At 43.9% G+C, this 19,392-nt stretch carries 17 protein-coding genes and 1 pseudogene; 9 read left to right on the top strand and 9 right to left on the bottom strand.

Annotated elements, in window-relative coordinates; all coding sequences use genetic code 11:
* Positions 1-39 precede the first annotated feature (39 nt).
* Positions 40-2,166, bottom strand: coding sequence for a glycogen debranching protein GlgX (glgX, locus tag CDG79_RS11815; RefSeq protein WP_094342307.1), 2,127 nt, complete (start codon positions 2,164-2,166; stop codon positions 40-42).
* A gap of 424 nt (positions 2,167-2,590) precedes the next feature.
* On the opposite strand from glgX, the pseudogene CDG79_RS11820 reads away from it, so the two are divergent.
* From CDG79_RS11820 to CDG79_RS11830, 3 genes and pseudogenes are all read left to right on the top strand, one after another.
* Positions 2,591-2,878 (top strand): annotated as a pseudogene (locus CDG79_RS11820) (zinc ribbon domain-containing protein); the annotation flags it as partial.
* Positions 2,869-3,231: a hypothetical protein gene (locus CDG79_RS11825; RefSeq protein ID WP_189524967.1), complete on the top strand. Its 363-nt coding sequence runs from the start codon at positions 2,869-2,871 to the stop codon at positions 3,229-3,231. The pseudogene CDG79_RS11820 and the gene CDG79_RS11825, both read left to right, overlap by 10 nt.
* 334 nt (positions 3,232-3,565) lie before the next feature.
* A complete protein-coding gene (locus CDG79_RS11830) occupies positions 3,566-3,862 on the top strand; it encodes a hypothetical protein (RefSeq protein WP_094342308.1) in 297 nt (98 codons plus the stop codon).
* Between the two features lie 392 nt (positions 3,863-4,254).
* Here CDG79_RS11830 and cysC read toward each other — a convergent pair whose 3' ends face one another.
* On the bottom strand, positions 4,255-4,833 hold the full coding sequence (cysC, locus tag CDG79_RS11835) for an adenylyl-sulfate kinase (protein ID WP_094342309.1): 579 nt from the start codon (positions 4,831-4,833) through the stop codon (positions 4,255-4,257).
* Between the two features lie 64 nt (positions 4,834-4,897).
* On the bottom strand, positions 4,898-5,803 hold the full coding sequence (locus CDG79_RS11840) for a sulfotransferase family protein (RefSeq protein WP_094342310.1): 906 nt from the start codon (positions 5,801-5,803) through the stop codon (positions 4,898-4,900).
* Between the two features lie 36 nt (positions 5,804-5,839).
* On the opposite strand from CDG79_RS11840, the gene CDG79_RS11845 reads away from it, so the two are divergent.
* Positions 5,840-6,217: a four helix bundle protein gene (locus CDG79_RS11845; protein ID WP_094342311.1), complete on the top strand. Its 378-nt coding sequence runs from the start codon at positions 5,840-5,842 to the stop codon at positions 6,215-6,217.
* Positions 6,218-6,325: 108 nt separating this feature from the next.
* Here the strand turns inward: CDG79_RS11845 and CDG79_RS11850 are convergent, their stop codons facing one another.
* The gene (locus tag CDG79_RS11850) at positions 6,326-6,931 is read right to left on the bottom strand and encodes a M10 family metallopeptidase C-terminal domain-containing protein (protein WP_094342312.1); all 606 of its coding nucleotides are present in this window, start codon (positions 6,929-6,931) and stop codon (positions 6,326-6,328) included.
* A complete protein-coding gene (locus tag CDG79_RS44800) occupies positions 6,844-8,142 on the bottom strand; it encodes a hypothetical protein (RefSeq protein ID WP_189524968.1) in 1,299 nt (432 codons plus the stop codon). The genes CDG79_RS11850 and CDG79_RS44800 overlap by 88 nt, the downstream gene beginning before the upstream one ends.
* Positions 8,143-8,236: 94 nt before the next feature.
* Here CDG79_RS44800 and CDG79_RS42280 point away from each other — a divergent pair, with 94 nt between their 5' ends.
* On the top strand, positions 8,237-8,395 hold the full coding sequence (locus CDG79_RS42280; protein ID WP_189524969.1) for a hypothetical protein: 159 nt from the start codon (positions 8,237-8,239) through the stop codon (positions 8,393-8,395).
* Between the two features lie 54 nt (positions 8,396-8,449).
* Here the strand turns inward: CDG79_RS42280 and CDG79_RS44805 are convergent, their stop codons facing one another.
* The gene (locus tag CDG79_RS44805) at positions 8,450-10,144 is read right to left on the bottom strand and encodes a calcium-binding protein (RefSeq protein WP_189524970.1); all 1,695 of its coding nucleotides are present in this window, start codon (positions 10,142-10,144) and stop codon (positions 8,450-8,452) included.
* Between the two features lie 88 nt (positions 10,145-10,232).
* On the opposite strand from CDG79_RS44805, the gene CDG79_RS42290 reads away from it, so the two are divergent.
* Complete coding sequence (locus CDG79_RS42290) at positions 10,233-10,556, top strand: hypothetical protein (protein WP_189524971.1); 324 nt, start codon at positions 10,233-10,235, stop codon at positions 10,554-10,556.
* Positions 10,557-10,906: 350 nt separating this feature from the next.
* Entirely contained in the window at positions 10,907-11,296 is a 390-nt protein-coding gene (locus tag CDG79_RS11885; RefSeq protein ID WP_094342317.1) for a hypothetical protein, read from the top strand.
* Positions 11,297-11,384: 88 nt separating this feature from the next.
* On the opposite strand, the gene ptsP is transcribed toward CDG79_RS11885, so the two are convergent.
* Positions 11,385-13,901, bottom strand: a complete 2,517-nt coding sequence (gene ptsP, locus CDG79_RS11890; protein WP_094342318.1) for a phosphoenolpyruvate--protein phosphotransferase — start codon at positions 13,899-13,901, stop codon at positions 11,385-11,387.
* Positions 13,902-13,989: 88 nt separating this feature from the next.
* Positions 13,990-15,186, bottom strand: a complete 1,197-nt coding sequence (locus CDG79_RS11895) for a phosphodiester glycosidase family protein (protein ID WP_094342319.1) — start codon at positions 15,184-15,186, stop codon at positions 13,990-13,992.
* Between the two features lie 52 nt (positions 15,187-15,238).
* On the opposite strand from CDG79_RS11895, the gene CDG79_RS11900 reads away from it, so the two are divergent.
* Both CDG79_RS11900 and CDG79_RS11905 read left to right on the top strand, forming a co-directional pair.
* Positions 15,239-15,475: a hypothetical protein gene (locus CDG79_RS11900; RefSeq protein ID WP_094342320.1), complete on the top strand. Its 237-nt coding sequence runs from the start codon at positions 15,239-15,241 to the stop codon at positions 15,473-15,475.
* 175 nt (positions 15,476-15,650) lie between these two features.
* On the top strand, positions 15,651-16,829 hold the full coding sequence (locus CDG79_RS11905) for a GNAT family N-acetyltransferase (protein ID WP_094342321.1): 1,179 nt from the start codon (positions 15,651-15,653) through the stop codon (positions 16,827-16,829).
* Between the two features lie 263 nt (positions 16,830-17,092).
* On the opposite strand, the gene CDG79_RS11910 is transcribed toward CDG79_RS11905, so the two are convergent.
* Entirely contained in the window at positions 17,093-19,243 is a 2,151-nt protein-coding gene (locus tag CDG79_RS11910; RefSeq protein WP_094342336.1) for a cytochrome-c peroxidase, read from the bottom strand.
* Between the last annotated feature and the right edge of the window lie 149 nt (positions 19,244-19,392).

The following is a 19,392-nucleotide window of genomic DNA, read 5'->3' on the forward strand; positions in this document are numbered from 1 at the left end:
TGTGGAACAGCTTATACTCTAGGATTTTTCAAACATCTTCTAACTAATAAGACGTAACAGCATCAGAGAGCGATCTGTAACTGGTACACTTTGAGAACCTGAAACTAATTTTCCTCGATGTAAAAAGCGAGGTTCATTAGTGTCAATTACTATCTCCCATACCTTGTCTTTAAAGTCATTGGGTAAAGCAAACTCAAGTAACTCATAGTGAGCATTAAAAAATAGTAGAAAACTTTCATCAATAATTCGCTCACCACGATCTCCTGGAGTAAGAATTCCTTGCCCATTCAAGAAAATCTCCATTACTTTGGCATAACTAATTAGCCATTGCTTCTCAGTCATTCCACTACCATCAGCATTAAACCAAGCAATATCATTAATCCCTAAACCGTGGATGGGGCGACCTTGAAACCACTTACGCCGGCGAAATACTGGATGCTGATGGCGAAAATCAATTAGTTCGCGTGTGAAGTCAAGTAAATCTGAGTTCGCTTTATGCAAATCCCAATGCCGCCAGGAAATCTCATTATCTTGGCAGTAGACATTATTATTACCTTTTTGACTACAGCCAATTTCATCTCCCTCTAATAGCATTGGCACACCTTGAGATAGCATTAGAGTTGCTAAAAAGTTTCGTCGTTGCCGTTCGCGCAAACGCATCACTTCTGCATCATCGGTTTCGCCTTCAGCACCACAATTCCAGGATCTATTATGGCTTTCACCATCTCTATTATCTTCCCCGTTTGCGTGGTTATGTTTTTCGTTGTAACTGACTAAATCATTTAACGTGAAACCATCATGAGCAGTTATGAAATTAATACTTGCATTTGGATTGCGCCCGTTTGTTTGATACAGGTCAGGGCTACCCGTAAAACAGTAAGCAAATTGTCCTAAACTATCATCTACACCACGCCAAAAATCTCTGACTGTATCCCTATATCTCCCATTCCACTCAGACCAACGCAGTGGAAAGTTCCCGACTTGATAGCCTCCTTCTCCTAAGTCCCAAGGTTCAGCAATTAGCTTCACATCTGCTAGGATTGGGTCTTGATGAATAATGTCAAAGAAAGCTGATAGATTATCTACTTCATATAATTCTCGTGCTAGTGCCGAGGCTAAATCAAATCGGAAGCCATCTACATGCATTTCTATTACCCAATAGCGCAGGCTATCCATAATTAACTTCAGAACTTGAGCATGACGCACATTCAGAGAGTTACCACAGCCTGTAAAATCCATGTAGTAGCGAGGATCGTCTTTTACCAAGCGATAATATACAGAATTATCAATACCTCGCAAAGATAGCGTTGGACCGAAATGATTTCCTTCACCAGTATGGTTGTAGACGACATCTAAAATCACTTCAATTCCGGCAAAATGTAGTGCCTTAACCATTTGCTTGAATTCGGTGACTTGTTGACCCGCAGTTCCACTAGCACTGTAACTAGAATAGGGGGCAAAATAGTTGATGGAATCGTAGCCCCAGTAATTGTTTAATCCTTTATCTTCTAAATGTCCCGGATGGGATAGAAAGTGATGCACTGGCATCAATTCAACTGCTGTAATTCCTAATTGCAGTAAATGTTGAATTGCAGCTGGGTGTGCCAACCCTGCATAAGTACCACGCAACTCTTCTGGAATAGCTGGATGTAGCTTTGTAAAACCTTTGACATGAGTTTCATAAATAACAGTTGTATGCCAAGGTGTACCAAGCAGTTTGTCATCTTCCCAATCAAAAGATTGATCGACGACAACACATTTAGGCATTATTTTGGCATCATCTAGTTCAGAAAAAACTAAGTCTTTTTCCTCAGCATCTAGAGAATAGGCAAAGACAGATGGATCGTTACTAAACTGACCATCAATTGCTTTAGCGTAGGGGTCAATTAATAGTTTGTTTGCATTAAATCGATGACCTGCTTCTGGTGCCCACATCCCATGCACTCTAAACCCATATTTTTGACCGGGCCCGATTCCTGGTAAGTAACCATGCCAAACAAAATTGTTTTTTTCTGTCAAAGGCACGCGAATCTCTTCGTCATCGTTATCAAATAAACAAAGCTCTACCCCAGTTGCATTTTCTGAAAATAAAGCGAAGTTTGTCCCCTTACCATCCCAAGTTGCACCTAAAGGATATACATTCCCTGGCCATACTGCTACATACATAAGTTAATTTTCAATAATTACTTTTTTGGCAATTAATCAACTTCGATTATTTTGAATAATTAGTTGAATTTTATAGTTACTAATAACTCTCTTAAATGCACTAACATTTCACTTTAACTCCATATATCAAATTTATTACTCTATCATTAGTAATAAAAATCTCTATTCCTTAAGTAGTAAAAATTTAAGCACACGGCAACAAATAGCTGGAGGGAGCAAGGGGTTAAATATCCCCCCCTAAATGGCTCTTTACATGGCTCCTAGCTTATTTAAATGCGGCTGCTTTGGAGTTAAACCCATAGTCAGTGAATTGACTAACAGTCTCATCTGAACTGGGGAAATATGACGGCGTGTCTTTTGACACAATTTTACAAATTAGCCGGTAAGCGTAAAGCTCAGTGGCTTCAGCCCTGAGATATAAGCGACTCTTGCGGTTAATCCGCAATACACGAGTCAAGAATGCTCTAGCTGTGGTGAAATTGTCAAAAAAACACTATCCACTAGAACGCACGTATGTTCATGCGGATGTGTGATGGACAGGGATGAGAACGCAGCTAGAATTATCCTTAGTCGAGGATTGGGTACGGTAGGGCATACCGGAACCTTTGCGCTAGACGCAAGCAACGCTTTAGGAGATGCGACCACTACTCATGCTGGAGTAATCTTGGATGAGCAAGTCATGTCTTTGATTAAAGAATCTCAGTGTCTTTAGACCTGAGAGTGTCAATATTACAGCAACAATACTACGTGGTGACTGTTTTCGTTGGTGTGAAAGAGAACGTGAAAAAGGATTTTTTGTGGCTAACAGTGACTTTACCAAGTTTGCTCATAGCGTTTCCTGGCTTGGCTGCTGATAGTGAAATTAAGGAAATAAATACTGATAAATCAACCGAAGCCATTTCAGATATTCCAAGTTTGAGTGAAATTGGGCTACCCGTCATAAATGCCGAATTATTAACTCAACAATCTGTACCGAGTGAAGTTAATCCAGAAACAGAGCAAACTCCAAGCGATGATGCAGATATTTATCTAAGTAGGCAGGCACAAATAAATATAACTATGTAACGAAAAGTAAAAGCGGTGAAAACCTTGTGATTGCTTCACTCCACTTCGTTGCGTTCGCAATGACATAGTTATAAATTTTCTCACCCACCTACTTAGTAATTTAGGATTGAGAGTTTACCTAGAAAATTTACTCGGCGAGCAATATGAGCGAGTTAATCGCATTTATAGCCCTGGATTTACTTTTCGCGTGGGTTTAAGTGCCAATTTTTAGGTGTTAAATGTAGAGATTTTGCAATAACCAAATCTCTACATTATTAGGATAAATATGGTGCGTTAGGCTAAAGCCGTAACCCACTACTTAAAATTTACTTTTAATCTAAAATCTAAAATTGCGATGAGAGCCAAAATTGAAAATCAAATACTTTTTATCAACCACGAAGATTTGCCAGAGTTTAAAAAGGGTGGTTCGGTGGTGCGGAACTCTTATTTCTGGGCGCTACGTTCAATTGCTGGGAAAGCTTCGCGTTATCGTGATTGGGAATATGAGCCGGAGGTGTGGCTAGCACTTTCACGAATGCTTTTGTCTTTTGCTGAATCTGGATATTTAGGTCTTAGAGAAACTTTGCTGGAGTTTTCTTTCTCTCAAGGGGAAATTCCTAGTTTGCTACGAGATGTGTCCACTTTTGAGTAGAGTTGCTGCTGTGAGTAAGGGACGCAAAGTCTCAAAGTAGGCTACTAGTACACCACGGCGTAAATAAAGCTACCATTTCAAATCAACGAAAGGCTTACGCTGTATTCATTTTGAATTTTGAATTTTGAATTTTGAATTCCGCCTTGCGGTACTAGTCCTATAGTTAGGTAATCATAGTTTTAATCTATAGGAATCCGGTTTTATTTCTGAAAAGATCCGTAGGGTGTTATCGCGGAGAGTACGGCACCAAACCCTTGAGAATGGTGCGTTACGAACTTCGTTCTAACACACCCTACATACCTAATTTTATTCAAAAATCAAATAGGAGTCCTATACCTTGATTAATTAAAGTTTTAGCTTAAATTATAAACCATCAATTTTTCATAATTAAATCATCCCTTTCTCATGTATTGTGAGGAAGTTGGCATAAGATTTTTATCAGCAACAATCAAATTTTGGTGTTCTAAATAGTAAAGTACTTGGTTAACACATTGATCGATAGTGAATTTATCCGTTTGACAGATAATTTCTGGATTTAATGGTTCTTCATAAGGGTCAGAAATCCCAGTAAAATGTTTGATTTGTTCTGCCTTGGCTTTGGCATAAAGTCCCTTCACGTCACGGAATTCACAAACTGCAAGTGGAGCATTTACATAAACTTCGACAAAATTAGTAGTTGTCTGTTTGAGTTGATCTCGAACATCACGGTAGGGGCTGATTGCTGCAACGATCGCTATTATGCCATTGCGACTAAGTAATTCTGCAACAAAGCCAATGCGACGCACATTTGTATCTCGGTCTTTTTTGCTAAAACCCAATTCTTGTGAAAGATGGGTGCGAACGACATCACCATCTAGCACTTCTAAGCGATGATTTCTCCTTTGGAGTTCTTGGGCTACACGGTGGGCGATAGTTGTTTTTCCTGCACCACTTAAGCCTGTCAGCCACAGAATTATACCTTGTTGTTTCATGTTTTATTTAATATTTAACAACAGTCTCGAACCTTTAGTTATTAGCGATCGCTAAGGGTTAAAATCATCTCAAGTTTGAAAAAACACTAGATCCGTTTGCCTTGTTTCCCACCTCTAGCGGGGGCGCTAGGGGAATCTGTGGCTGCTGGGCGACAATCACATTGGCTAGACTACTGCTGGTGGGAGTCTCCCAGAAAGATAAACCCTCATATTGAGCAAATAAATCAGGGGGTAAAACAGTCATCCGAGGTTGAAACTCGACTTTTGAGCGCACGTGATGCAGTCCATCTGTATTCAGGCGGCGATCGAATTCGTTGGCTTGGTACTCCACGTTGCTAAAATCATGCTCAAAGGGTTCCTCTCCCAGAAATTGATAAATCAGCGATAAGGTTTTATCGGGGGCTTGGCTTAATATGTCGTAGTCCACCAAGAGTAAAGATTTACTATATTCGCTATAGAAAGCTTCTTTGAGAGCGTTATAAGCAAACCCGACTAATCTTCCCGACTGACTTAAAGCTTCGGTGCGCGTGTAAACGGTAGAACGTTCGCCAGAATTATTGAATAAACGCGACACATCAAAAGCATTTTTCCTAATCAACCGTTCGACACTATCCATTATCCAAGCGACATTCCGCACGCAGCAAATCACTTTCGCGTCGGGAAATAGCTGGTGGATTAAAGGCAATTTGCTACACCAAAGGCGATTGGTATCGAAGATAACTGCTTTATCTGCTTGGGGCTGATAGAAAGTTGAAAAAATCGTTAAAGTTAGAGCTTGTTTTTGTTCTGGTGTAATAAAGACTGAAAACTCATTATTCTCACTCATGGCTTCTAGCATACTGTTGACCAGACCCCCAACAGGACTGCTCATGTTGGCGTGAAATCGGGGATTTTGCCGCAGCAAAGCTCCGAGTAAGGTGGAACCAGAACGGGGTAATCCAGAGATAAAGTGTAATTTTGGTTGTGTCATTTTTTAAGATAAGGGGAAAGGGGAAAGGGGAAAGGAATGGAAAAGAAGAGAATTGAAAGTTTTGAGGATTTAAGAGTATGGCAAAAAGGTATTGACTTAGTTAAGGAAATATACTTAAGGACTAAGGAAGGCGAACTGAGTAGAGACTTTGGTTTAAGGGATCAATTAAGACGCGCAAGCGTATCAATACCTACAAATATTGCTGAGGGATTTGAACGATATTCTCGCAAAGAATACTTAAACTTTCTAAATATTGCTAAAGGGTCTGCCGGGGAAGTTCGCAGTCTTTTAAGAGTAGCGTTAGAAGTGGGCTATTTAGACCAACCAACTTATACACAACTTTATAATCAAGCCATAGAGTTGAGCCGTATGCTATCCAATCAAATTCAATCCATAAATCAGTCATTAAAATAATAGACTTCTTGCAGAAGTGGGGTAAGGGGTAAAGGCGAAAGGGCTAAGAAAAAACCCTTTCCCTTTAACCTTTTCCCTTTCCCCTCTAATTAGATGAGTTTGTCCTAGCTAGGCGATAATCTGAAAATCGCTTGCAGTCAGTCCGGGGCTGCCTTGAATGGTGGCAAATCGAGTGAACCTCAGTGACAAAGGATTGTCAGAGATGTAGTTCAAGCCTCCCGTCTCTAAGTTGTAAACAATATTGACTGGGCCGAGACTCCCAAGAAGGTTGCTCAGGGCATTGCTATTCTGGACAACTCGAAACTCACCAGTTTGACTGAATCCATTGCCCACCGCACTACCAATGCCAGTGAAAGTGGTTTTAGATAGAACGATTTTGTCAGTACCTCGCACGAAATCGGTGATGGTATCTAGTCCCACTAGTTCGGCGTTAGCTTGGGTGAACTGTTGTCCAGAATTGAAAGTAAAGCGATCGCTCCCAGCACCGCCAATCAGGGTATCATTGCCAGCACCACCGTTGAGAAAGTCATTGCCGAGTCCGCCGTAGAGGATGTCATTGCCTGTACCACCGTTGAGGCTGTCGTTGCCCTGACCTCCAAGTAAGATGTCGTTGCCGCCACCGCCGTTTATGGTGTCGTCGCCAGCACCTTTATCAATGGTTTCGCTGCTGCTGGTGCCGGTGAATAGCTGATTACTGGCGTTGGGGTCAGCCACGGTGTTGAGAGTGCCAAATAGTCGCTATTATCGCTATCATTATTGTTGCTATCATCGGTGTCGGAATTACCTGAGTAAGTTGGCTCCGTCCCCTCAGAGACAACAGTCGGCAAAGTGGTAGGCATCCCTTGGTTGTTGCCGTTGGTATTGGTAGTGGACTTCATGATGAACAATGCCCCTCCAAAGCCTTTAGCCTCATCTAGAGTTCCATCGCTAACGAATTCATTACCACCATGAGCTACGTTGTTATTCAGTTTGACGGAATTGAGGGTGAGGGTGCCACTACGGATAAAAATAGCACCTCCCATACCTGCGCCGTCGTTTGGGTTTGTGTCGCCGTAGCCGGCGCCGAACCCGTTCTTGCCGCTGCTACCCTCCGTCCCGCCTCTGCCGAAGCCGCCACCGTAGCCGCCGTCGCCACCGTTGCTAAAGGTGTCGCCCGGGCCATTGCTGTTGGGCTTTCCACCGCCACCACCACCGCCGAACCCGCCGTTACCGCCAGTGCCTCTGACGCTGATGCCGCCGCCTCCGCCAAAGCCGCCGGCACCTCCGTTGTTGCCGCCACCGCCACCGAAGCCGCCATTGCTACCGTCGAAGCTATTGCCGCGGTAGCCGCCGTAGTTCCCATTGCCACCATAGCCACCGTCAGTACCTACACTATACGGATCACCATTCTCAGTCAAGCTAGAACCAAACAATCCCCCGCCGCCGGCTTGGCCGCCGCCAAACATACCACCGCCACCGCCGGTATTTAAGTTGGAGCTTCCCGAGGTGGCCACGCCACCTTCTGCTCGGTTGTTACTAAAAGTCACATTACTCAAAGAGACATTGCCATCGTAGATGAACATCCCTCCTCCCATTCCTGCACCACCTCCTCCAGTGTTGCCGCCATACCCTCCTTTAGCGGTGCTATTGGTAATCGTCAGGTCGGAGAATTTCACGTTTCCCGACTTGATGAAGAAGGGACGCAAATCTTGATTGTCAGTTATCCCATCGTTGTTGGCATCGCCACTGACGGTCTTGCCGTTGCCGATGACCACAATATCACTGTTGAGCAGGGTCTTCATCACGCTCGTAATTCTGATGTTCGATTTAAACTCGATCGCATCAGTTCCTGCATTCCGGTTGGCTTGGAGGATGGCATAGCTGAGGGTGCCTACCGTGTCGCCGTTTCCGTTGTCAGTGCTTTGAGTTACTTGATACAGTGTCATAGATTTTACCTCTAGTTTGTTCTTTGTTTAACGATTCAATAACTGCCAGATCGGATTTTCCCTTGGGCTGATCTGGCTAAAGAGAAGATGAGTTTTGCACTGGGAAAATCGAAGTGGTTCAACAACTTCCCAGTTCAACCTCCTGTTTCGTGCCTTCAGCCCAAGAGCGATCGCCAGCCTTAGTTTATGTAGTCCTCAACGGTGTTTGTACAAAGCACCCCAGGGCAAGAAAGGCGATCGCGCTGACCGATAACAAAACTCATAAAAACAGCGTTTTGTCAATACTAATTAGATGGGTTTGCCCTAGCTAGGCGATAATCTGAAAATCGCTGGCATTTGGTGTGAAGTCGCCTTGAAGCGTGGCAAATTGAACCGGTTGCAGACTTCCAAAAAGACCCGTCACCAGACCGTCAGGTATGTAGTACAAACCTCGATCTTGGCGATTGTAAATGATATTGGCGGCTCCCAGTCCCTCGAAAAGATCGGTGACGAGATTCAGATTATCGACAACATCAAACTCACCAGTCTGACTGAATCCATTGCCCACGGCACTACCAACGCTGGTGAAGGTGGATTTGGATAGAACGATCTTGTCAGTCCCTGATGTGAAATCGGTGATGGTATCTAGTCCGACATCAGAAGAGGTGAACGCTTGTCCAGAATTGAAAGTAAAGCGATCGCTCCCAGCACCGCCAATCAGGGTATCATTGCCTGCACCACCGTTAAGATTGTCATTGCCAAGTCCGCCGTAGAGGATGTCATTGCCAGCATCACCGTTGAGGTTGTCGTTGCCCTGACCTCCAAGCAAGATGTCATTGCCGCCACCGCCATTTATGGTGTCGTTGCCGCCACCACCATCAAAGGTTTCGCTGCTGCTGGTGCCAGTGAATAACTGACCGAGGGAGTTGGGGTCAGCCACGGTGTTGAGAGTGCCAAATACGTTGTCGTTATTATCGGTGGCTCCTGTATCATCGCTGGCGGAATTACCTGAGTAAGTTGGCTCCGTTCCCTCAGAGACAACAGTAGGCAAAGAGTCGGGCATCCCTTGGATGTTGTCGTCGCTAAAGACGGGATAGGTAATGGCAGTCTCCCGCATAATGAACAATGCCCCTCCCACGCCTAGACCGTTCTCGCCTCCACTGCCGCCCCTAGCTTGGTTGTTATTCAAGGTAATGGAATTGAGGGTGAGTTTGCCAGTACGCATAAAAATAGCACCTCCTAGACCTGCGCCGCCATTGCCGTAGGTATTGTTGCTGTCGCCGCCGCCGTAGCCGGCCTGGCTGCTAAAGCCGCTGGCGTCGCCGCCACCGCCGCCGCCAAAGCCGCCCCTGCCGCCACCAGCGCCACCGCCACCGCCAAAGCCGCCAAAGCCGCTCTTGCCGCCACCGCCGCCGCCAAAGCCGCCAAAGCCGCCACCAAAGCCACCGTAGTTACCATTGCCACCATAGCCGCCATCAGTACCACTACCAGTACTAGAAGCAAATAATCCGCCGCCACCCTTTTCGATGCCTATGCCACCGTTGCCGAACATACCACCGCCGCTGCCGATAACGTTGAGTTTTGAGACATTGCCACCTTGTGCTAGGTTGCTATCAAAAGTCACATTGCTCAAAGAGACGTTCCCATCGTAGATGAACATCCCTCCTCCCATTCCCGCACCGCCTCCTCCTCTTCCGAAGCTATCCCCTCCTTTAGCAGTGCTATTGGTAATCGTCAGGTCGTAGAAACTCACGTTTCCTGACTTGATGAAGAAGGGACGCAAATCTCCATTGTCGGTTTGCCCATTGTTGTTGGCATCGCCACTGACTGTTTTGCCGTTGCCGATGACCACGATATCACTGTTGAGCAGGGTCTTCATCACGCTCGTAATTCTGATGTTCGATTTGAACTCGATCGCATCAGTTCCTGCATTCCGGTTGGCTTGGAGGATAGCATAGCTGAGGCTGCCTACCGTGTCGCCGTTTCCGTTGTCGGTGGTTTGAGTTACTTGATACAGTGTCATAGATTTTACCTCAAGTTTTTTCTTTGTTTAACGATTCGACAAATGCCATTATTCCTGGCATTGGGCATTGGGCATACCAATTCAATTAATGATTGCAACACATCCTTGGGTGAAGACGCGATTCATCGCGTCTCTACAAATGGTTTATCTGTTGCATTATTTTCCTAAATTGGTATTACTTTGTTGTGATTTTGGCGATCGCATTTGCTATATTGGCGACTACATTTGCTATATTGGCGACTACATTTGCTATTTCGGCGACTACATTTGCTATTTCGGCGACTACATTTGCTATTTCGGCGATCGCATCTCGCAGAGAAGCAATCCCAAACCCTTGCGTTTTCTCAATTCTTTGTATAGTTTTATATTGACTATCTACTACGCACTAATTTACAGCTTATCAACAGGTTAATCAAGGGTTCTTATAAAAGATCCTACTTTTCCTACTTAATAACGTAAATAATATTGCGGCTAATTATACTTTTGTAGCACTTAGTAAACAACTTGCACTCATCGGGCACTCAAATGACTTTCAATCCGTCACGATTAGCCATCATAGACAAACCCTAGTTAACAGTAGTGCTGAAGCAAGGGTAGTTGTAAGGGATTTCCAAGTAAAAAAATATTCCGTCGCAGAGGGACAAGGGGGACAAGGGAGACAAGGAAGAAAGAAGTCTAGTTGAGTAGACAAATTGAATAATTTATTTTTTGGAGTTCCCTAAGAAGACAATTAAGATACACCAGTTAGTGGAGGAGAATAATGTGAAAATAGCGATTATTACTAAAACATTACTTACATCTATATGTTTGTTAGCTTTATTTGCCCCAAGTCAAGCATCGGCTCAACTTATACCGCAACCTTGGGTTGAAGTTGGTGGAAAAGATGGTGACATAACTTATGCTGTAGGCGCTAGAGCTTTGAATTTCGGGGTTGAGCTAGGAGTTGGCCCTGATGGTGCTACGGGAGTAGATGTTTTGAAATTTATCAGTCTACCTGTCATTTCACCCTATGTAGGAGTTGGACTTTATTCAGAAGATAAAGGTGTTGCGGTTTCAGGTGGCGTTCAGGTAGGTGCTACTAATAACGTTTTTGTTGGTGCTGGTTACAATTCTATTCGTGGTTTTAACGGGCAACTGGGAATAAGATTTTAACTAATTCGTAATTACGAATTACGAATTACGAATTACGAATTACGAATTACGAATTACGAATTACGAATTACGAATTACGAATTACGAATTATGCAGGGGGAATAACTGAAGTTGAGATTAGTTCTCTGACATGAACTGCGGAATCTTGTTGCAATGCTGATGCCACGATCGCTTCACTCTCAACTATACTCAACCGAGCGATCGCTTGCTTGACTCCAGGTATACTTTGAGGATTCACGCTCAACTCATCCAGCCCTAAACCTAATAAAATTGGTGTTGCTAAAGTATCTGCTGCCAATTCTCCACATAATCCTACCGAAATTCCGGCAGCATGAGCAGCTTGGATAGTTTGCTGCACCATTCGCAACACGGCTGGATGTAACGCATCAGCTAAGTTTGCCACGCGGGGGTTAGTGCGATCGCTAGCCATGATGTATTGACTCAGGTCGTTAGTCCCTATACTAAAGAAGTCTACTTCAGCAGCTAATTGATCTGCGATCGCAACTGCTGATGGAACCTCTACCATAATCCCTACTTTCATCGCTGCATCAAAGGGGATACCAGCTTGATTTAATTCAGCCTGCACTTCACCCAAAATTACCTTAGCTGCACGCACCTCAGTTAAAGTGGCAATCATTGGCAACATAATCTTAATTTGGTGTCCGACACTAGCTCTCAAAATTGCTCGTAACTGAGTTTTTAAAAGTTCTGGACGATCTAAACAGAAACGAATTCCCCGCCAACCTAAGAAAGGATTAGCTTCTGGAAACCCTACCCTGAGATAAGGAAGTGGCTTATCACCACCAACATCTAAGGTACGAATAATTAGGGGACGATTATCTAAAACTTGGGCGATCGCCTGATAAACTTCAAGTTGTTCTTCTTCTGTGGGGGCGCTTGTCCGATCTAAATAAAGAAACTCTGTGCGGAGTAATCCCACCCCTTCTGCACCATTAGCTACAGCAACTTGGACATCATTTATACTACCAATATTGGCAAAAACGCTAATTTGCCGACCATCACGAGTAATTGCTGGCTGGTGTGCCGTAGCTCGTGCTTCCTGTTGGGCAGTTTGCCAAGCTTCTCGCTTTGCCTCCAATAAATCCAGGATATGTGATTCTGGTTCTACCCAAGCTTTGCCACTTTCACCATCAAGTGCCATCAGCGTACCATCTGCCAAATGCAACACTTGGGCATCCACTCCCAAAACTGCCGGAATACCCAATGTCCGGGCGATAATTGCGCTGTGGGACGTGGCGCTACCAGAAGTTGTACAAATACCCAATACCTTTGTCGGATCTAATCTAGCGGTATCTGAGGGGGTTAAATCAGTCGCTACTAAAATCGCCGGTTCATCAAAATGCAAGTTAGCAGGGAGATTTCCAGCTAATAATCGCAGCACTCTTTGCCCGACATCTATAACATCGTCAACTCGCTCTTGTAGATAAGAATCTTCAAGTGTTCGGTAAGAAGTCGCCACTTCATCTACTACGGCTTGCCAAGCTGCCTCAGCATTTATATGGTGGTCTAAAATACGCTGATGAGCCGCTTCCAACAATACTGGATCTTCTAAAAATAGTAATTGGGCATCAAATATAGCGGCTTCAGTGTCACCAATTTGCAGAGATGCTTGGGAAAAAACTGCTTGAATTTCTTGTCTGGCGGTGTGAATTGCTGCTTGTACTCGTTGCCACTCTGATTCAGGATCGTCTACGTGATATTCCGTAATGGTAATGTGAGTGGGTTGATAATGAACAACAGGTGCGATCGCAACTCCCGCAGAAGCAGCAATTCCCGAAAGTTCGCCGTGAGTTGCTGGAGTAACTTGATGGTGAAATGCTGGTGGAGAATTCAAGGCAAGATTATCTTCACCAAAATTATTTGCGAATAATGCCTGTAATGCTGCCAGTGCTTCATCTGCATCAGAACCGGTAGCAGTAATTACCAGTTCGTGTCCTTGGCGCACCCCTAAAGTTGTGACTTGGTTAATACTGTCACCCCGAACTAGCCCAGTATTCCTGGTTAAATTCTGCACTAGAATTTGAGATTGAAACCGGGCTGCGGTTCCCACAAATTGGGCTGCGGGACGGGCGTGTAATCCTAAGCGATTGCTGACAATTAGCCGGATTTCTTTGGTTGGAAATTCGGGATTTATTGCTTCGATGTTGTCAGTAACAACTGACAACGGACTTACACCCAATTGAGTCGCTTTTGCCAGGAGTGCGCCGCGTGCTTCCGCCATGACTTGGTGAATGTTTCTCCCAGCCGCCGCAGCAACAACAGCAGCGATCGCACCTTCTACTAGAGGTGCTTCACACAAATACACCTTTTGCTGCTGTGCTTCTGGCAAAAATTCGATAGCCATTTCTGCACTTAGCAAAGCACTACCCAAATCCATTAATACCAAGACACCATCATCAGAGAAAACAGAAGCGATCGCTTCGTAAACCTGAATGGGATCTGTACCCAATGGATTTTCAGGATCTTCAATCCCTGCTGCAACAGCAATAGAAACTTGGCCTTGAACCATTTGCGCGGCGAGTTCCCGCACACCTAAAGCTAGTTGTTTACTGTGAGAAACAATAACAATTGCGATCGCTGCCATACCGCCAAACTTGTTGAAAGGTTTGCGTTTAGCTAGTTATCCATTCCAATTTTCCATTCCGCACCGCTAAAAACAGCGTCGATCTCGATTACAATTGCAACTCCCCGAAAATATTCCGGTCTTTCCAGCTAGAAATACGAATAAAATAGCCTTCTTTTACAGAAATATGTGGTGTCCACTCATAAACACCATCGCTAGCGGTACGAGAAGAAATGTTTTGGATAAGTTTGTCTCCATCGTACAGCTTAATCGAGACATCGCCATCAAAATTATCCCGCCACAATATTAAATAAGGCTGATCCTTCTTTGGAAGTACTTTTGCAACTGGCTGAGAGATCGAGATTTTTGGCGTAACCTGATTTTTGGTTTTCTTACGGAATCCCAGATAATGAGGGAGGTTTCGGAAAGTAGGATTTTCTTGCGGATTAGCCAGTTGGGGAACAATAATATTTCCATTCTGGGAGTTGAATAAATAAGTAGACGTACCGCCGTCAACAGTAATGATGTCGCCTTTAACTCCTAATTTACGTAATAAATCTGCTGCCTCATCCAGAGTTGCTTGCTTCACCGTCATTATTAACAATAACTCGTCACCTTTAACACCATCTTTGTCTAGAGTCCCAATGAGTTGATACTTATTTGCTTGGTTTTGGGCTAATACTTTTGCGGGATGATCGCTGTATCGGTAAGTAACGATCGCATTTTTCACTGCGTTTTGATTGAGAGGCGCACCGCTAACCTGGTTGTAATCGGTAATGTATGCCTGCTTATTATCCCAGACTAGGGCTTTGAGGTGAATATTACTATAGTATTTATCTTTTGGTTCCTTGATGGGGCCATAAGGACTAGTGCCACCACTGATGACTACACCATTTAGTTTGATTGGAAAGGATAATTGAGTACTAGATTCGTATTGCTCAAAAAAAGAACAATTAATCATCGAGAAAACGTTATTTGCGTAAAGTTCTTTATATTCATTTGCAACTTCAGAAAACAACTTTCTTTGGAAAAATGGGCTGTAATATTTACCTTCTCCCTGATAATATTTACCCTCATTTAGACCCATATTATCTACTTCTCCGATAATTTGGTCTATGTGCATTTTGCCCACATTGATAACTTGTAAATAGGCTTCATTCCCATTAGTTAGTTCTTTTTTATATAAAGCCGCCCCATCTATAGACTGAAGAGGCTGATAAGAAGATAAAGAGTTACAAGTTTGGGCAATCCAAAAGCTACTCAGAATTGGCAGCAAAAAAAGGAATAAATTGGTTACAACTTTCATTAGTATTTTATTGAGTTAGAAATAATTATTTGGAATTATAATCGAAATTTGAATGTCAGCCAGATCAGAAGTCAACATCGAGCCTCAGAAGGTCAACATCGAGCTTCAGAAGGTCAACATCGAGCTTCAGAAGGTCAACATCGAGCTTCAGAAGGTCAACATCGAGCCTCAGAAGGTCAACATCGAGCCTCAGAAGGTCAACATTGAGCCTCAGAAGGTCAACGTCGAGGCTTTTTGCTTGGATATTGTAAATAGTGAAGTTAAAACTTTAGGTATTCAAAGCTTGTGACATTTGTACAGCTTTATTATGTAAATTAATATGAAGATTAAGTAACTTTACTAAGTATCCCATATCTGCAAATACAAACCGCATTAATCTTTTTGTTGTGTATTAAGTTGGTGAAACACTCAAAAAACATCCTTTGTAGTATGATTCTGGTTTTGTAATACTAATGGTATAAGAGATGACGGCTCAATTTGAATACAGTACTCTCGCCTATCCACAGGATATCCAGCCGTTGGCGTATATCCTTGAGCAATGTTTCATCAGCGCCCTTGGTGGCGAGGAAGTTTACATCAATCTGATTGGCGTAGAAAACTTCCGCATTATTCGGGGATTGGAACAATTAGCTGGTGGATTAGCAACTTTGGATATGGGCCAGTGGTGGGGTGGTCAACGTGTACCCATGACAGGAATTGCCGCAGTGGGCATTGCTCCAGAATATCGCGGTTCGGGAGCTGCGATCGCTCTCATGCAGCACACCCTCAAAGAACTTTACGATAGAGGTATAGCAATCTCCGCTCTTTATCCAGCCGTTCAAACTTTGTACCGAAAAGTAGGTTATGAGCAGGGGGGTAGCTGGTGTATTTGGGAAGTGGCTACCAGGAATATCCAGGTGCGGGAGCAACCTCTACCTCTGCAACCAGTAGCGAGCATCAATCATGAAGACTTTCATGAGCTATATCAGCAACAGGCGAGACAAACGCATGGCTACTTAGACCGACATTCAGCAATCTGGGAGCGAATAATCCAACCAGATAAACAGGAAACAGTCTACGCCTATTTTATTGGTACTAAAGATCGACCCCAAGGTTACATCATCTTTACTCAAGAGCGAACAGAAGATGGGGAAATCCTCTGGGTGAAAGATTGGGTACTGAGTACAGTTGCTGCTGCCCAAACTTTCTGGTCTTTTCTAGCAAATCATCGCTCCCAAATTCAACACGTGCGATGGAAGAGTTCTGCAATTGATTCCCTGACATTGCTACTACCAGAGCAAACTGCCAAGATATACCGTCAGTTTCGCTGGATGCTGCGGGTAGTAGATGTAGTCAAAGCGCTAGAATTGCGGGGTTATCCACCAGGAATCCAGACCCAATTGCACTTAGAAATTCAAGATAATTTGCTAACTGGAAATAATGGTAAATTCATTCTTTCGGTTGCCAACGGACGCGGTGAAGTTACCAAAGGTGGAAAGGGTGAGTTGCAGCTAGATATTCGGGAATTGGCACCATTGTATACAGGTTTATTCACCCCCTACCATTTGCAACAAGCCGGAAAACTAAGTGGTACAGAAACGGCTATCTTAGCAGCCACGCAAATATTTGCAGGTGCTTCACCTTGGATGGCTGACTTTTTTTAAAGAATTGGGAATGGGGAATAATATCATGTCCGTTTAAGGACTTATCATGAAGACCGCAGTCTTGTAGGGTGTGTTAGCGATAGCGTAACGCACCATCCTAAGCTGTTGGAGCGTTACGCTTTGCTATAGCAGTTCCCGGTCTGGTGAGGTACGTTTTCAAAGCTACTAACCTTGGTAAAAAAGATTTGGGTGTACCTCACTTGCTTAGGAAACGCTATAACACACCCTACGTGTATTTCAAAAATCAAATACTAGTCCTAATATTAATTCAAGAAATTTGGAGTACCACTACCGCCATTTTTACCAACAGCAGGTATTTCCAGTAGATCGTCTGTGGCTTGACCAGTACCATCGTTGATAACAGATGTGGGGCCACCTGGATGTCCATTGGGGACGAACAGTTGCGGATGGTCAAAAGGCGCTTTCTCATACCGAACTCGGTCATCAGTCAATCCCTTTAAAAAAGCGACCAATTGCTGCTTTTCATCTGGTGAGAGATTTAGGGGGGGAAGAACTCCAAAGTCACCACCGCGATTGTAAAAATCAACCACTTGCTCTAACGTCGCCTGACCTCCATTGTGGAAGTAGGGAGCAGTGAGTTCGACATTGCGAAGTCCAGGTGCTTTGAAGGCTCCGTCTGCAAACACAGTTTCACTAGAACTCAACGGTGGAGTGAGGATGGGAGGATTTTCGCCGAGGAGAACTTGAAATTTCCCCAACTGAGCTAATCGTACCTCTGAAAGCGGATTACCTTGGCCGTTACCAAACAAGCCGTCATTACCACCCAAACCTGGGTCATCGGTAACAGGTCTGACACCAATGTTGAAGAAACCATTGTCTTCAGGGCTGTTTGGAGGAAACGGCGCACGTTTGATTCGTCCGTCTTTTTTCACACTGCTAACTGAAGCAGCTGTTAATTCCGAGCCAACGTGACAACCAATACACAGACCTTTGCCCTCAAATATTTGTTTACCTAGTTGCTGCTGAGGAGTTAGGGCAGTAGTGTTTCCTTCTAAAAAGCGATCGAAGGGCGTATCATTAGCAATGAGTGTAGACTCGTACAACTGAATTGCTAGCCCAAAGAATAGCGAGAAATTGTACTCAGTCAATGTATACTCATTAGTCTCCAAGGAGCGATCGGGCTTTTTGACAAAAGTCCTTTGACCTTGAGCATCAACTTGAATGAGTCGATTAGACTTCCACCACTCTGGCTTGAAGGCATCTTGAATCATCTGCTCATAGGTTTTATCTTTAAGTCCAAGTTTGGGCCATCTACTATCTCGACCTAAAACGCTGTCTTGCGGATGCACTATCTGCTCACCTAGCGGTCTCAGGGGAAATAACTTTTTAGCAAGTTTTCGGGGTAGCTTTTTACCCTTACCAACGCTGAGGGATCTTTTGTCAATTGACCCGAACTTATCACCAATTTCTTGAAAAGTCCTGCCATTAGCAGACGACTCAAAAGAACTGAGTGGCGGGCCGACTGCTTGGGATGCCAAAGACGAATTATTCAGGCTGACATTGACAAATTCTAGTTGATTTAGGGTTGCTGCTTTGGCGATCGCAGCGTTAGGATCTCTTAAACCAAAGGGATTCACCCCATTAAAGATGTTTTGTGCCCTTCCGTCCCAGAAGTTGCGGAAGTTGAATGCTGCATTAATCACGGTTGCTGTGTTACGCGGTTCGACGCGGCGCACATTAATGCCTCCCACATTAAACACCGGATCTGGTTCGTTTGTTACTTGGTCTTGGGCATTACCAGGTGTGACATCAACAAACTTAGTATTGAAGACCCCGTGAGAAGAACTGACATCGTTACGGTCAGAGACAACAGTCTTCGCATCATTCGGGTCTGACAGTTTGTGGAAGGGAAAATCTTCCGGTTTGAGCTGGTAGTTTGCTAGTCCACCGACATCAAAAATCGTGTCGGGATTCGCCGTACCATTAGCGTTAATCTGCAAAAGCCCAGGATTAATCTGATTTTTGGATCTACTGTCGGCTCCAGCATGGAAGTGACAAGTAGCACAGGAGGTCTTTCCGTCGCTACCTACTTGCATATCCCAGAAAAGAGCCTTTCCTAACTGTATGGCAGCTGGTTTGTTTTTTACGAAGTCTCCAAGATTGTCAGGCTGTGGAACCGATACGCTTTTGAGCGAGGCTAGAGGCGGCGGCGTAACCTGGGCTGATACAGTATTTCCAGCTATTACTGCTGCCATAATAAGAGCAGCAATTGTTATAGTCTTTGAAAATCTCGATCTCAGGTAGTTAAGCTTGCTATATCCGAATCTCCACTCTTGGCGCTTTATTTTTGTCACCACAGATTTGAGCAAAAACCGACCTTTTGAGGTCATTAGAAAGTAAATGAATAAGCCTGTAATAAAGACTACTAAGCTTAACATGGGTATAAACCCCATAGTTTTTTGTAATAAAAGAACACTGAAACAAATCATACATTTATGTGGAAGTCTGAAATTTAATATTCATGTAAAGGAATTACGCAATTTACGAATTTTCTATGAACAAAAAACGCCATAGTTTAGGACTAAAAATAAATTGAGTCGGG

It is taken from the genome of Nostoc sp. 'Peltigera membranacea cyanobiont' 232, from assembly GCF_002245985.1.
In the GTDB taxonomy this organism is placed as follows: Bacteria; Cyanobacteriota; Cyanobacteriia; order Cyanobacteriales; family Nostocaceae; genus Nostoc.